Raw genomic sequence first — 15,944 nt, forward strand, 5'->3', positions numbered from 1 at the left:
GTGCGCGTTCTCAAGAAAGTTGCGCGCGCGCAGCGGCAGCGCCCTCCTCGGGGCTACGCCATTCGTTTACCGGTGGACTCAAGACCATGACCCGACTCCCGACAGCGTCATCCGTGCAAGCGACGACAGCGTCCGATCCGGCCGGGCGACCACGCCCCGCATCGAGCATCGCGGAAGACCGGATCCCGGGGAATCGCGACCAGCGCGTCCAGGCACAGCTGCTGCGTGTCGGCTACTCGCGAATGAGGGTTTCGGCGCTGCTGTCGATTGTCGTGACCCTTGCCTTCGGCGGCCTGCTGGTTCCCTACTTCCCGGCCGCCAGCCTGCTGCTGATCACGCTGTTGATCGTGGGCGTCAACCTTTGTCGATTGGCGCTCTGGTACGGGCACCGGTACGCGAATCCGCCAGACGAGGCCACACCGGTGTGGACACGGCGCTTCTTCATGGGTGCAGTGGCAGCGGCGGCGACCTGGTCGTTCAGCATCCTCTTCCTGCACCAGGGCGCGAACGGCTTGCAGACCGCCTTTCTCGTCGTGTGGGTGATTGCCGTGACCGCTGTGGCCAGCAATTCGCTGGCCTCCCATCTTCCTTCGGTCCTCGCCTTCATCTTCACGGCACTCGCTCCGATCGGCACGCTCCTGTTTGCCGCTGGCGAGCAGTTGGAGTCACTCGTCGGCCTTGCGGTATGGGGCGCCGTCGTCGCCCTCGGCCTGACCGCCTACACGGCACATGTGACGACCCGGAAGATCATCGTTGGCGAGATCGAGCGCGCCGACGCACTGGCAGAAGCCGCTGCCGGCCGCAGTGCGGCCGAAGCCGGCAGCCGGGCGAAGAGCGAGTTTCTGGCGACCATGAGCCACGAGATTCGCACGCCGATGAACGGCGTTCTCGGGATGACCGAACTACTGCGCCGAACCAAGCTCGACGCGCAGCAACAGCGCTTCGCCGACGCCGTTTATCAGTCCGGCGAGCACCTGCTGGCGATCATCAACGACATTCTCGATTTCTCGAAGATCGAAGCTGGCAAGCTCGAACTCGAAAGCATTGACTTCAACCTCCGCCACCTGATCGAGGACATCGGCTGCCTGTTCGCCCGACCCGCCGAGGCCAAGGGCCTCGAACTGGTCTGCAGCGTGCCCCACGAGCTGCCAGTGGCAGTCAGCGGCGATCCCGGTCGCTTGCGCCAGATTCTGACCAATCTGATGAGCAATGCCGTCAAGTTCTCCAGCCGCGGCGACGTTGTCATCAGCGTCAAGGTCGTCAACGAAACCCCGCAGCAGGCGCGTTTCCGGTTCGAAGTCCAGGATAACGGCGTCGGTATCAGCGAGGAAATACAAGCCCGGCTGTTCAACGCCTTCGTCCAGGCTGACAGCTCGACGACCCGGCAGTTTGGCGGCAGCGGCCTCGGGCTGGCCATCGCCAAACACCTGGTCGAGCTGATGAGCGGGCAGATCGGGCTGCTCAGCGAAGCCGGCCACGGCACGCTGTTCTGGTTCGAGATTCCGCTGCGCAAGCAGGAGCTCGCCGCGCAGGCGATCTCGAACAGGACCGATCACCTCGCCGGCCGCAGCGTGCTGGTCGTCGATGACAACGCGATCAGCCGCGAGATCCTCGCCCACCACCTAGCTGGCTGGTCGATGCACCACACCGCTGTCGCCGATGGGCAGCAAGCGCTACGGAAACTCGCTCAGGCCGCCGGGCAGCCTTTCGATCTGCTGATCCTCGATCAGCACATGCCCGGCATGGACGGCTTCGAGCTGGCGCGCGCGATCCGCAGCGATGCGCGCTGGGCAAGCCTGCCAGTGCTCATGCTCTCTTCGGTCAGCGTCGCCACCGATCATCCGGATCGGTACCGCGCGCGCATCGACCACACCCTGAGCAAGCCCGTGCGCCAGTCCGATCTCCACGCTGCGCTGGCCACCGCCCTCGCGCGCCAGGCGCAGCCTCCCGCTGCCGCGCGGCCGCTATCGCCGCCACCGGCCGCCAGGATCGCGCCGCTGCAGCTGAGCGGGCGGGTACTGGTCGCCGAGGATAACCCGGTCAACCAGGCGGTGGCAGGCGCCATGCTCGAATCGCTCGGCGTCGCCTACAGCCTGGCCGACAACGGCCAGATCGCGCTCGATCGCCTGATCAACGAAGCTTTCGATCTCGTCCTCATGGATTGCCAGATGCCCGAAATGGACGGCTTCGAAGCGACGGCGCAAATCCGCGTTCGCCAGCGCGAGGGCCTGCTGCGCGACCATCTCCCGATCGTCGCGCTGACCGCCAACGCCGTCGAAGGTGACCGCGAACGCTGCCTGGCGGCGGGGATGGACGATTACCTGAGCAAGCCGTTCACGCATGCGCACCTGGCCACCGCCTTGCGGCGCTGGCTGCCGGGAAAAACGGCCACCGCCGCAGCCAAGCCTTCGCTGCCGAGCCCGCCGAGCCCCCCTGCCGCGTCGTCGACAGCCACCGACACTCCATGTCGGATCAACGGGCGAGCGCTCGATGCCATCCGCAGCCTGCCGGGACCCCATGGCGCCATGCTGCTCGGCAAGGTGATCGATGCCTACCTGGCCGATACGCCACCCCGTCTTGCCCAGATGCAGGCGGCCGCCGCAGCCTGCGACGCCCAAGCCTTGCGCAAGGCCGCGCACGCGCTGAAATCAAGCAGCGCCAATGTCGGCGCCGAGTATCTGACAACGCTGTGCAGGCAACTCGAAGCAGTCACTCGCCAAGAAACCCTGCTCAGCGCAAAACCACTCCTGCAGGAGGTAGAATTCGAGGCTCCACGCGTACTCGCCTCGCTGGCGACGATCATTGGCAAGAGGACAGACCATGACCCCGCCTGAGGAGCCCAGACGACCGACGGCGCTGATCGTCGACGACGACCACGTGATGCGCATGCTCGAGCAGGAAACGCTGACCCAGTTCGACTTCGAGGTGAGCGTCGCGGCCGACGGCGAAGAGGCGCTGGCACTGCTGACCGGACAGCCTCCCGACCTGATCCTGCTCGACGTCGACATGCCCGGAGTGAACGGCTTCGCCGTTTGCCGACACATTCGCCAACGCTGGGACATGAGCGAAGTGCCGGTCATCATGGTCACCGGAATGGACGATATCGAGTCGATCAACCAGGCTTACGAGTCGGGCGCCAGCGACTTCATCTCCAAGCCGATCAACTGGCCGATTCTCGGCCACCGTGCGCGCTACGTGCTGCGCTCGGCGCAGGAAGCCCGGCAGTTGCGCGAGCTGGAGGAGAAACAGGCGGCGATCGTGCGTGCCATGCCGGACATGATCTTCCTGATGGATCGCGACGGCGTCCACCTCGACTACAAGGCGGGTTTCGGCGCCGAGCCCTACGTCCCGGCGAACGACTTCCTCGGCCGCAAGGTGTCGGAGGTCCTGCCGGGCGACGTGGCCGAGATCATTCTGCGTGGCGTCGAGCGCGCCAGCGAGTATGGCGATCTGCAATCGGTGGTGTACAAGCTGTCGATGCCCGACGGCATCCATCACTATGAAGGGCGCATCGCACCGAGTGGTCCGGAAACAGTGGTCATGGTGGTGCGTGACATTACGCTGCAGAAGCTCAACGAGGAGAAGATACGGCGTCTGGCGTACTTCGACACGCTGACCGGCATGCCGAACCGCGAGAGTTTTCTCGAAAAGCTCGACCTGGAGCTGCTGCGGGCGAGCCGCGCCAAGCGCCAGGTGGCCTTGCTGTTCCTGGATCTCGATGGCTTCAAACGGGTCAACGACACCCTCGGGCACAGCGCCGGCGACTATCTCCTGCAGGCGGTCGCCGCACGCCTGAAGGAGAAGCTGCGCGCCGGCGACCTGGTCACCCGGCCGGCACTGGAAGAAGCCGGCCTGCACCTCGCGCGGCTGGGCGGCGACGAGTTTACGGTCGTCCTCCCCGACCTCGACGGCACGCAAACGGTGAGCATGGTTGCCGAGCGCCTGCAGGCGCTGCTCGGCCGGCCTTTCAGGATCGGCGGGCAGGAAATTACCGTCACCGCCAGCATCGGCATCGCCATTTTCCCCGAAGACGGCGACGACGCTGCGGCACTGCTCAAACACGCCGATACGGCGATGTATCACGCCAAGGACCAGGGTCGCAACAACTGGCAGCTGTACAACAAGTCGCTGACCGCCGAAACGATGGCCCGCATCCGGCTCGAGAACGACCTGCGCAAGGGCCTGGAGCGCGACGAGTTCCACCTCCTCTACCAGCCGCAGGTACGCGCCGACGACGGCACTATCGTCGGTCTCGAGGCGCTGATTCGCTGGCAGCACCCGGAGCACGGCGTCGTCTCACCGGCCCAGTTCATTCCCGTCGCCGAGGACAGCGGCCTGATCGTCGCCATCGGGGACTGGGTGTTGCGCACTGCCTGCCGGCAGTTGTGCAACTGGCAGGCGACGGGTCTGGCGACGCCGCGCGTGGCGGTGAACGTTTCGGCCCGTCAATTGCGCGCGCACGATTTCCTGGGCTCGGTCGCGGCGATCATCGCCGAGACGGGAATTGAACCCGGGCAGGTCGAACTGGAACTCACCGAGAGCATCCTGATGGAACCGGAGGCCCGGCGCATCGACGGCTTCCATCGTCTGCGCGCACTCGGCGTGCATTTCTCGATCGACGATTTCGGCACCGGCTACTCGTCGCTGTCTTACGTCAAGCGCTTTCCGATCGGCATGTTGAAGATCGACCAGAGCTTCGTCCGTGGCCTGCCCGGCAACGCCGACGATGCGGGCATCACCACCGCGATCATCGCCATGGCCCACAGCCTCGGGCTGGAAGTGATCGCCGAAGGCGTCGAAACACGCGCCCAGCTCGACTTTCTGCGCCGGGCCAACTGTCAGAAAATCCAGGGCTATCTGTTCAGCCGACCGCGGCCGCCCGACGAGGTCGAGCAACTGCTGCGGCACGGCAGCATAAGGCTGCCGCCATGAGTAGCCCCGGCAGGCAAACGACTGGGCAGGAACGGCTTGCAGACCACCAGGACAAGAGAGACCAATAATGAGATACGAGCACACTTTCGCGCAAAGCGCCGAGTTCCTGCGCCAGGTGGTGAAGCGCATGGGTCAGCAGGACGCCGGACTGCATCCGTTCAGCTACGCGATCTGGTACGAATACGTGTCGGGAATCAATCGCGACCTGCAGATCGCGCTCGACGCGCGGATCAAGAGTGAAGGCAAGCTCGATGACGCCGCCACCTGCGCGCTGTATTACAAGCACGTCGCCGACCTGGACGCGAAAACGGCGCTACGCATCGGTGCCAGCGTCGGTCATCTGGTCGACCAGGTTGCCGACTCGGCGACCCACGCCGGCGATCAGGCCTCGCACTACGGCGACTCGCTCGAACGCTGGGGAGAGACTCTGCAGCGCCCGGCAACGGCCAAGGGGGAGCCGCCACCCGGTCTCGCCGACATCCTGCGCGGCACACGCGAAATGCAGAAGGCGATCAGTGACCTGCACGAGCGCCTGGAGGAGAGCAGGCGCGAAGGGCAGGAACTTCGCCGGGAGGTCGCGCGCGCCCGCGAAGAGGCCCTGGTCGACGGCTTGACCGGACTGGCCAACCGCAAGGGATTCGATCTGGCCCTGAGTGCCTGCCTGCAACAGGATGCCCCCGCTGGCCCCGGGCCGTGTCTGCTGATGATCGATCTGGACCGCTTCAAGCGCCTCAATGACGCGCACGGTCACCTGTTCGGCGACAAGGTGCTCGCCGGTGTCGGCGAAATGCTGCGCGCCAACGTGAAAGGCAAGGACACTGCCGCCCGCTATGGCGGCGAGGAGTTCGCCGTCATCCTGCCACACACGCCGCGCGGTGGCGCGGTCGGGCTCGCCGAGGCCTTGCGCGCGCTGGTCGCTGCCAGCCGGATCAAGAATGGCAGCAACAACCAGACCTTCATCGGCAACATCACCGTGTCCATCGGTATTGCCGACTACGTCGCCGGCGAGTCGGCCGCCGACCTCATTGCCCGCGCCGATCAGGCGCTCTACGCCGCCAAGGCGCAGGGTCGCAATCGCGTCAATCTGGCACCGCGCCCGCAGCCTGAAGCGGTCAGCAAGTGAGCTCCCGGCACGTCTTCGCCGCCCGCGCCAACGGCACTCACTCCAGGCATCGGCGGCGCTCGGTCACTGTGCGTTGCGCGACCCTTGGTTAGCAGCGGCGAAGCTCGTATACTCGCGCGCCAGCAAGCAACGAAACTGGCGTCGCACCGCGGTCCTCTCGCGCAGGCGCCAAGCCACCGGGGGATGAGCCAGCGATGATCGAAGACGACATGCTGCACGACGCGACCAGGGACGGCGTCGTCCCGATGGCCGGGCTGCTGGCTGTGCTGATGAATACCGGGTGCGCCGTCGGTTTCGGCGTCAAAGCGCTGGATGGATCGTACCGGGCCGCCAACCAGACGCTGGAACAACTGCTTTCCCAGGGCAGCAGGGCAGTGCTCGGAAAGTCGGACAGCGAGCTTCTGCCCGTCGACGTACTGACCGCACTGGCGCGCGCCGATCAGCGCATCCTCGCCGGGGCGACAGCCGCTGCCGAGGAGGTCGAGCTGGCGGTCGACGCTCGGCGCGCTCGCTATCTCTGGCTCGAACTGCCGGTCCTCGACCAAGCCCGGATGCTGCAGGCGATTGCTTCGCTGGTTTATGCGTGCTCGCCGCAGCAAGCGCCCGACAGCCTGCTGCAAACTCTCGATCGCCTGCAACAGGCCAACCAGGAATTGCAGCAGACGGTCGCCGAGCTCGAACAGCTGGCCAGCACTGACAAACTGACCGGCCTGTGGAACCGGCGCCGGCTGGAAGACTGCGTACGCCGTGAAATGGAGCGCTTCGAACGCTACCAGCACCCGCTGAGCCTGCTGCTCTTCGACATCGACTGTTTCAAGGCGATCAATGATCGCTACGGTCACGCCACCGGCGACGAGGTGCTGCAGCGAGTGACCGCCCTGCTGCAAGGCGGACTTCGCGGCGCCGACTCGCTGGCCCGCTGGGGCGGCGAGGAATTCGTCATCCTCTGTCCCGACACCAACCGGGCGACCGCGAGACGGCTGGCCGAACGCTTGCGTGCGCAGGTGGGCAAAACGAGTTTCCCGCAGGTCGGGCAGCTGACCGTCAGCGTCGGCGTCGCCGAATGCGACGCCGGGGAGAGCTGGGGCGAGTGGTTCCAGCGTGCCGACGAAGCGCTCTACCGGGCCAAGGCACAAGGTCGCAATCAGGTCCAGCTGGCGCCTGAAGCGGAAAAGCCCCTGGGCACCGGAGAAGGCGCCGCCACCAATTTCGTACAACTGATCTGGCGTTCGGCGTACGAATGCGGCAACGAAACAATCGATGGCGGCCATCGGCAACTGTTCTCCAACGCCAACGACCTGCTCGCGGCGATTCTTTCCGAGCGTAGCGCTGACGAGGTCAATGCGCTGGTCGATCGCTTGCTGGCCAACGTCCGGCAGCACTTCGCCGAAGAGGAGGCCGTTTTCGTCGCCGCCGGCTTTCCTGGCGCCGCGGCGCACGTCGCCATGCATCGGCAGCTGATCGCGCAGTCGCTCAGCATGGGCGAAAGCTACCGCGCCGGAAAGCAGGGCCTTGGTGAGATCTTTCAGTTCCTCGCCCACGATGTGGTCACCAAACACCTGCTCGGTGCCGACCGCAAGTTTTTCGACCACCTGCAGCGCAAGGCGACATTCGCCGGCTGACGCTGGCAACGGCGCTGCGGGCAGGTCGCGCGCCGATGGCAAAGGGATCGACATGAAATCGAGCTTGGCCATCGATGCAGCGCTGGGCGCCGCGCTGCGCGAGCTGATTGCCAGCGACAGTGGGAGCGAACGGCCGCCAGCCGGCATCGACGCCATCACGCCGATTGGCGGCGGTTCGATCTCGCGCACGCTGTTGCTGGTGAGCGGCAGGCGGCGCTGCTTCGTCAAGCTGAATGACGCCAGTCTCCTCGGCATGTTCGTCGCCGAAGCCGACGGCCTGCAGGCACTGGCCGCCTGCCCGGCGCTGCGCGTGCCGCGTGTCGTCGGCCACGGCATCGCCGGCGAACAGGCCTACCTGGTCCTCGAGCACCTGCGCATGCACGGCCTGCGCGAAGCAGAGGAGGTGGCGGCGGCAGGCCGTTCGCTGGCCGAACTGCACCGCATCAGCGGCCGGCAGTTCGGCTGGCCGCGCGACAACTTCATCGGCAGCACGCCGCAGGTCAACACCGGGCATGCAGACTGGCCGGCGTTCTTTGCCGAGCAGCGGCTGCGGCCACAGCTCGACCTGGCGCGAACTCAGGGCTACGGCGGCCGACTGATCGCCGACGGCGAGCGGCTGGCCGACACTCTCGGCGTGCTGTTCGTCGATCATCAGCCACCCGCCAGCCTGCTGCATGGTGACCTGTGGTCCGGCAACGCGGCCATCGACGAGGCGGGCACTCTGGCGCTCTTCGACCCGGCCGTCCATTTCGGCGACCGCGAATGCGACCTAGCGATGAGCGAACTTTTCGGCGGCTTCCCGGAGCGCTTCCACGCCGCCTACCGCGAGGCCTGGCCGGTACCCGGCGGCTACCGACAACGGCGAACGCTGTACCAGCTGTACCACATACTCAACCACCTGAATCTGTTCGGCGGCGGCTACCGGCGACAAGCCGAAGCAATGCTCGCTGCGCTGCTGGCCGAAACGGGCCACTGATCGGCACCGGCGCGCAGTCGCAGGCAGTGCACGGGCGGCGATTGCCGAGATGACCGCCACAGCGGGCACCCCGCGGTCGACCCGTGTTGCCGCGCGCGCCAGCAGATGCCTTCCTGCCGGCAAGGGAGTACATTGTCGTTGGTCACGGCCACAGCGGTCATCGACTCGGTTAAGCGACTCGCGCGCCGGCCAGTGGGCAGCACCCGCTGACGGGCAGACGCCGAGACGTGCCCCAGCAAGCAATCCGGCGTCAGGAAGCTCGTCGCGTGCGTATCCACACCGTCACTGTCGAACAGTCTCTGGCCAGCCTCAAGACGGCAGCCACCGGTCTCAGCGCCAGCGAGGCGGGGCGCCGGCTCGCCGAGTACGGACCCAACCATTTCGAGGTCGTCCAGCAACAGCACCTGCTGCTGCGCTTCGGCAAGGAGTTCACGCACTTCTTCGCGATCATTCTCTGGATCGGCGCAGGACTTTCGTTCCTTGCCGAGCATTTCGATCCCGGCCAGGGAATGGTGCGCCTCGGCCTGGCCATCGTTGGCGTCATCCTGATCAACGGTGTCTTCTCGTTCTGGCAGGAATACAAGGCCGAGCGCGCGGTCGCCGCATTGCGCCAGTTGCTGCCCCAGAAAGTGAAGGTCTTGCGCTCCACGCAGATCGTCGAGCTTGTCGCCAGCGAGCTGGTGCCCGGCGACGTCATTCTGCTCGAGGAAGGCGATTTCGTTCCCGCCGACTGCCGGCTGATCGAAGTCTCCCGCTTGCGCGTCAACCTGTCGACAGTCACTGGCGAAGCGCTGGCCAAGGCACGCGACAGCGCGCCCAGCGTCGAGGAATCGCCACTGCACGCCAGGAACATCGTCCTCGCCGGCACCTCGGTCGTCTCCGGACAGGGACGCGCGGTGGTGTACGCGACCGGTCGGCATACCGAATTCGGCCGCATCGCGCAGCTGACGCAGACCGCCGGCGAGCCCAGCTCGCCGCTGCAGCGCGAGATCGCCCGTCTGTCGCGCCTGGTCGCCAGCCTGGCAACCGGAATGGGCGTGCTCCTCTTTCTGGTCGGCCAGGCGATGGGCCTGCCGCCCTGGGAAAACATGCTCTTCGCCATCGGCATCATCGTCGCCAACGTCCCGGAAGGCCTGCTGCCGACGGTCACCCTGTCGCTGGCCATGGCCACCCAGCGCATGGCCCGACGACAGGCGCTGGTCCGCCACCTGCCAGCCGTCGAAGCGCTCGGTTCGACGACGGTGATCTGCAGCGACAAGACCGGCACGCTGACCGAGAACCGGATGTCGGTGCAGGGACTGTGGATCGGTGGCGCATTCATCGCCCGTGCCGACCTGGCGACGCGCACGCAACCGGTCGACGAGCACCGGCAGCTCTTCGCCAATGCGGCGCTTTGCCATAACGTCAGGGAGATCGACGAACACGGCAAACGGGAGCTGCGCGGCGACCCCATGGAGATCGCACTGGTCGACATCGGCCGCCAGGCGGCCGGCGACCTGAGCGGCTATGGCGTCGTCGACGAGATTCCCTTCGACACCGACCGCAAGCGCATGTCGGTCCTCTGCCAGACGCCGCAGGGACGCATGCTGTACTGCAAGGGCGCCCTCGAAACGGTCCTCGACTGCTGCCGCTTCATCCAGTTCGACGCCGGCCTGGCGCCGCTCGACCCGGCTAGCCGTACCCGCCTGCTGGCTGCCCAGGACGAGATGGCCGGCCGCGGCCTGCGCGTCCTCGCCTTCGCCCATCGCGCCGTCGACGAAGGGCTGCCGGGCGACGAGCAGGAAATGATCCTCGCCGGGCTGATCGGCCTCGAAGACCCGCCGCGCGCCGAAGTTCCCGAGGCCATCGCGCGCTGCGCGGCGGCCGGCATCCGGATCATCATGGTCACCGGCGACCACCCGCGCACGGCGCTGGCCATCGCCCGCCAGATCGGCCTGGTCAGGAGCGAAGAGCCCCTGCTGATCAGCGGCGAGCAGTTGCGCCAGATGTCGCCGACGCAACTGCAGCTGGCGCTCGATGCTGCGGAGATTCTCTTCGCCCGCGTCGCCGCCGAACAGAAGATGCGTATCGTCGAAGCGCTGAAGCAGAAAGGCGAGATCGTCGCCGTCACCGGAGACGGGGTGAACGACGCGCCGGCCTTGAAGAGCGCGCACATCGGCATCGCCATGGGGATCGCCGGCACCGACGTGGCCAAGGCGGCCGCCGACGTGATCCTGCTCGACGACAATTTCGCGAGCATCGTCGCAGCAATCGAGGAGGGACGCGCGGTGTACGACAATATCCGCAAATTCCTGACCTACATCCTCAGCTCGAACATCCCGGAGATAGTTCCCTATCTGGCTTTCGTTCTGTTCCGCATTCCGCTGCCGCTGACCATCCTCCAGATCCTGGCCGTCGATCTCGGTACCGACATGCTGCCGGCGCTGGCGCTTGGCGCCGAGAAGCCCGACCCGGCGGTGATGCAGCGCGCGCCACGCGCCCGCGGCGAGCGGCTGCTATCGTGGGGCCTGGTTGCCCGCGCCTATCTGTTTCTCGGCGTCCTCGAAGCGGCGGCGGCGATGACCGTCTTCTTCTTCGTTCTCGGCAGCGCCGGCTGGCACTATGGGCAGGCCCTGGCGCCAACCGACCCGCTCTACCTGCAGGCCACCTCGGCCTGCCTGATGACGATCGTGGTGATGCAGATCAGCAACGTCTTTCTCTGTCGGCACCCCCTGCGCTCGACGCTGGACAGAAAATTCGGCGGCAACCGCCTGCTCCGCATCGGCATCGCCTCGGAGCTGGCGCTGATCGCGTTCATACTCTACACACCGGCCGGCAACTGGCTCTTCGGCAGCGCGCCGATCAGCAGCACGACCTGGTTGCTGGCCATTGGCTGCGCGCTGCTGATGTGGTCGCTCGAAGAACTGCGCAAAGCTTTCCTGCGCCGCGCAGGCAAGGACTGAACGATGCCCCAAGCTCTGCCGCCGTTGATCGCTGCCCTGCTCGAAGCGGACCGCTACCCCGACCCGGCGACCTGCGTCGAACTCGTCGAAACGCACGCCTCATGGCTGCTGCTGGCCGGTGCCTTCGCGTACAAGATCAAGAAGCCGCTGGTCCTCCCCTTCCTCGACTACGGCACGCTCGCCAAGCGGCGAGACTGCTGCGAAGCCGAGCTGCGCCTGAACCGCCGCTTCGCAGCCGACCTCTACCTGCAGGTCGTCCCCATCGTCGGCACGACGTCAGACCCGCGCATCGGCGGCACCGGCACGGCCATCGAGTTCGCCGTCAAGATGCGCCGCTTTGCCGAGGTCGGCCGTCTGGACCGCCTTTGCGCGCGTGGACAACTGCATGCAAAGCAGATGTCAGCGCTGGCCGCAACGATTGCCGAATTCCACGCGCAGGCCGCAACAGCACCGCCAGGCACGCGCTTCGGCGACCCCGAGCAGGTGCTGGCACCCGCTCTCGCAAATTTTGCCGAGCTGGCAACGCTGCTGCCGGGCAGCGAAGAGCAGACGCCGCTGACGTGGCTCTGCGAGTGGACGCGCAGCGAATTCGACCGCCTGGCACCTCGTTTCGCGGCCCGCAGGGCGGCCGGCCGGGTACGCGAGTGTCACGGCGACCTGCATCTGGGGAACCTGGTCTTGATCGACGACCAGATACGCCTGTTCGACTGCATCGAATTCAGCGAAGACCTGCGCTGGATCGATGTCGCCAGCGAGATGGCGTTCACCTTCATCGACCTCGTTGACCACGATCAGCCGGGCCTGGCCGGCTGGCTGGTCAACGAGTGGCTGTCTTGCAGTGGCGATTACGACGCCGTGCCGGTCCTGCGCTTCTACGCTGTCTATCGCGCGCTGGTGCGCGCCAAGGTCGCGGCGCTGCGGGCCAGGCAAACGAACGGCGATAGCGGCCAGGCCCGCCATTATCTGGCGCTCGCCGAACGCCTTGCCAAACCGCCGCCGGCACGCCTGATCATCACCCACGGCGTCGCCGGTTGTGGCAAGAGTCGCGCGGCGCGAAGAATCCTGCTGCACGATCCGGCAGCGGCGACCTTGCGCGTGCGCTCCGACGTCGAACGCAAGCGGCTGTTCGACCTCGACGCCGCGGCGCGAAGTGACTCGCCCGTAGACGGCGGCATCTACGCCAGAAACGCCAGCGAACTGACCTACGCCCGCCTGTACACGCTGGCCAGGGAACTCCTCGTGGCCAACTGGTCGGTGATCGTCGACGCCGCCTTTCTCGAAGGCGACCGGCGCGATCGCTTCCGAGCCCTGGCCGCGCACGCCAACGCCGCTTTCTTCATCATCGCCCCGCAGGCCACCCCGGCGGTATTGCGCGCACGCATCCGCGGTCGCCTGCACAAAGGCCACGACGCCTCCGAAGCGACGCTGGCAGTACTGGCGCAACAACTTGCCAGGACGCAGCCGCTGCGCGCCGACGAACGCGACTGCCTGTTGCGAGAGGCGGTGTACGCTTGAGAGCTGCCTCGGACACTGCGCAGCCAGGCCGACAATCGCAGTGTTGAAGACCGCCCACCCGCCGCGAGTGTCGAAAAATTTTACAGCCCATTTCTTGCCACCTAGCGACGAAACACCCAAGCCATTGCTTTAATAGCCCATAGTTATCACCGACAAAACTGGCAAGAGTCTTGCTACTGGTTAAGTGCGCGTGCTTGATGCGGCAGATGCCCGGGTTTCCTGGCCGGTCGGCAGGAACTCAGCCGCACGCGACGACCACCTCGTGCTGGCGGCGCATCAAGCCACTTTCGAAACACGAACGGTGCGCAACTTTGCTTGCTCCGCCGCAAACAACTGACCTGCCTTCGCGGTGGCAGCGGTAGATCACTTCCCGCCTTCGGGAAGTGTGTTTGACAGGGCTTTCTCTTGGCTTGCAAGTCTCTGAAAGGACTCATGATCAAGTCCACGATCACACTTATCGGCGAACCGGGCCAGGGCATCGGACCTGCTTCTGAAAAACGGTGCGGCGTTGATTTGTCGGGTAGAATGGCGACTTGCTTCGGCACTTTGCGTCGTGAACAGGGTCGGGGAGCACTATGAATATCCTCAATGGTTGGAAAACACTGGAGCTGATCACCCGTGAGGGTGAGACACTGGTGTGCATCGAAGGGCGCGTGCTCGGCAAGAATCCACGCTTTCCCTCGTCGTCGCACATCAGAACGTCGCCACTCACTGGCTACAGACTGGACAAAGACGGGATGGTCGTGATGACCAAACGCGGGTCTGAGTATGGACTTGGCAAGCCCGACCCTTCGGAGACCTTTGCGCAGCAGCGTCTGATACGGCGAATGTCGCGCCTGGGTCAGAAACCGCCTTCAGCGTTCAACGAGATCGATACACAGCTCACTGGCTACGTCGACCTGCACAAGGAACACGCAGCGAAGGAAAGCTGAAGCGCCTTCGGTGTCGCCTGTAGCACCCCCACAAGCCCAGCCCTATCACGGCAACGGCACCGACCACGGCGCGTCCTGACGCCGAAAATCTTCCAGCAGCGCTTCCAGTTCCGGCAGCAGGGCATCGCTTTGCGCCGCCAGCCAGTCTTGCACGACCTCGGCCTTGCGGCCGGGCAACGCCTCCGTGGTCAGTTGCAGGGCGACCGCCAGGTCGTTCTGACGCCCCAACTGTTCCTGCAGTGCAGTAAGCGACTGATGATAGTTCTCCAACACGGGACCGGAGAGGATCGGCGAAAGGAATTCAAGCGCGTAGCGCAATTGCTTGAACGCCAGGCGTAGACGATGACGTGCCTCGTCGCTGCCACCCTGCGCCTCGGCGGCCCGCTGGTTGACGCGCCTGGCGCACTTGTCGAGCCAGGCGGGAACAGAGTCCCCCAGCAAACGAACCTTGCCTTCCGGCAGTGCCTGAAGTGCTGCACTGAAGTCGAGCAGCAGGCGGGAATACGCGGCCGATTTCAAGACGGCTCGGGCGGCCTTGCGATTGCTTGTGCTGCGCCGGCGTGCGTAGCGGAGCAGCAACCCGATTTCTGCCCGATCGGCAAAGGCCTCACTCAGCAGTGGTGCGGTATCGGCCAGGAATACGTCCCAGTTGCGCGCGTCACCCAGACGCTTGGCGAGTTCTTGCCAGAGCGGATCGAAACGTTCCATGAACGGCACCGGGAGGTGGCGCTGCCAGACGCGCATCGCCGAGCGCAGGCGGCGGATGGCAACTCGCGCCTGGTGCACGAACTCGGGCGCGTCGGTGGTGAGAATGCCTTTCTCGTTACTCTGCAGTTGGCTGACGCAGGACAGGGCAATCCTGCGAAATGCGCTGACGCTCGACATGCCGGCATCGACGGGAACCGGCAATGCTTTCGCCGCGATCATCGGCAGATCGGCCAGGAGGCGATAGGCGCGATCGGACTTGCTCCTGGCCTCCGGATGCAGGGGCAGGGTCGCTTGCAGCGCAAGAGCCAGATCAAAGAGGTCGCCAACGGCTCCGGACACGAGTTCCAATTCGACCTCGCAGATTGGCTGGCGGCGACCACCGGCCTCGATCGTCCCGCGGTCGAGCGCCAGTTCGATGCGCACGCCGTCGCGCGGTTCAAGCAGCCAGGAGCGGCGCTGAAAGTGCGTGACGAACGCCGGCTGCAATTGATCTCGCAAAGGCTCCAGGAAATCGCGGACCGCACTCTGGTCGACATGCGCGAAGTCGAAGTCGCCGGGCCGGCCGCTGCGCTCCCACTCCTTGCGCTCGGCCAGCCCACCGCTGAGTTGAACGGCAGTCTTGACGCCCAGCAGCCACTCGCCGCCTTTCTGACGATAGCGTACAACCAGCCGCTCGCCACGCAGACGGTTGTCCGGCGTGTCGTAGTAGGTGTTGATCAGCAATTGGCGCTGCGACGGCACGCCAGCGAGCAAGGCGTGGCTACCCAACTGACTGGCCGTGTGCGCTGACAGCGATAGCTTGATTTCGGTTTCAATGGCCATGGTGAACCCTCCTGGTGAGGAAAGCATGCGTTCCCCGGGTCATATTCTTCCTTCTCCCTGACGCCAGCCTGTCATCGGCCCTTCTGCAGCCAGCCCTGCAAGGCTGTGCGCCGTAACGTAGATTAGCACAGGAACATTTCATTTCCTGTTTCTGGCAGTTAACGGCGGCCCGCGGCCAGAACACCCATAATCAGCGTGGCAGCGACTGGACGCGCGCGCCTGACGAGCGCCGGACGCAGTGTGCGAGAACGATCCGGGCCCTGGTTTCTGATCCGCGAGACGGTCACGCGGCCACCACGCCAGCGCGCCGCGCCGGCCTCTTGCCTGCGTAAAATAACCCGCCAGCGACCCGAAGCGCGGGCCTATGGTTTA

Annotated in this window: 9 protein-coding genes; 8 read left to right on the plus strand and 1 reads right to left on the minus strand. The window is 65.6% G+C overall.

From position 1 onward, the window contains the following. The first annotated feature begins 86 nt into the window (after positions 1 to 86). From QZ634_RS16425 to QZ634_RS16460, 8 genes are all read left to right on the plus strand, one after another. Positions 87 to 2,834: a response regulator gene (locus QZ634_RS16425; RefSeq protein ID WP_291990221.1), complete on the plus strand. Its 2,748-nt coding sequence runs from the start codon at positions 87 to 89 to the stop codon at positions 2,832 to 2,834. Beyond that, the gene (locus tag QZ634_RS16430; RefSeq protein ID WP_291990223.1) at positions 2,821 to 4,932 is read left to right on the plus strand and encodes an EAL domain-containing protein; all 2,112 of its coding nucleotides are present in this window, start codon (positions 2,821 to 2,823) and stop codon (positions 4,930 to 4,932) included. Before QZ634_RS16425 ends, QZ634_RS16430 begins: the two co-directional genes overlap by 14 nt. A gap of 67 nt (positions 4,933 to 4,999) precedes the next feature. Continuing rightward, positions 5,000 to 6,055 carry a GGDEF domain-containing protein gene (locus tag QZ634_RS16435; RefSeq protein WP_291990251.1) on the plus strand — a complete coding sequence of 352 codons (1,056 nt, stop codon included), beginning with the start codon at positions 5,000 to 5,002 and terminating at the stop codon, positions 6,053 to 6,055. Positions 6,056 to 6,249: 194 nt separating this feature from the next. Beyond that, positions 6,250 to 7,677, plus strand: a complete 1,428-nt coding sequence (locus tag QZ634_RS16440) for a diguanylate cyclase (protein ID WP_291990253.1) — start codon at positions 6,250 to 6,252, stop codon at positions 7,675 to 7,677. Positions 7,678 to 7,729: 52 nt separating this feature from the next. After that, on the plus strand, positions 7,730 to 8,653 hold the full coding sequence (locus tag QZ634_RS16445; protein ID WP_291990255.1) for a fructosamine kinase family protein: 924 nt from the start codon (positions 7,730 to 7,732) through the stop codon (positions 8,651 to 8,653). Positions 8,654 to 8,919: 266 nt separating this feature from the next. Next, the gene (locus QZ634_RS16450) at positions 8,920 to 11,595 is read left to right on the plus strand and encodes a cation-transporting P-type ATPase (RefSeq protein ID WP_291990257.1); all 2,676 of its coding nucleotides are present in this window, start codon (positions 8,920 to 8,922) and stop codon (positions 11,593 to 11,595) included. A 3-nt stretch (positions 11,596 to 11,598) separates the two neighbouring features. Next, entirely contained in the window at positions 11,599 to 13,110 is a 1,512-nt protein-coding gene (locus tag QZ634_RS16455) for a bifunctional aminoglycoside phosphotransferase/ATP-binding protein (protein WP_291990259.1), read from the plus strand. Positions 13,111 to 13,685: 575 nt separating this feature from the next. Continuing rightward, positions 13,686 to 14,042, plus strand: a complete 357-nt coding sequence (locus QZ634_RS16460) for a hypothetical protein (RefSeq protein WP_291990261.1) — start codon at positions 13,686 to 13,688, stop codon at positions 14,040 to 14,042. Positions 14,043 to 14,087: 45 nt separating this feature from the next. Here the strand turns inward: QZ634_RS16460 and QZ634_RS16465 are convergent, their stop codons facing one another. Beyond that, a complete protein-coding gene (locus QZ634_RS16465) occupies positions 14,088 to 15,572 on the minus strand; it encodes a CYTH and CHAD domain-containing protein (RefSeq protein WP_291990263.1) in 1,485 nt (494 codons plus the stop codon). Between the last annotated feature and the right edge of the window lie 372 nt (positions 15,573 to 15,944).

Source organism: Candidatus Accumulibacter sp. ACC007 (genome assembly GCF_907163205.1).
GTDB lineage: Bacteria > Pseudomonadota > Gammaproteobacteria > Burkholderiales > Rhodocyclaceae > Accumulibacter > Accumulibacter regalis.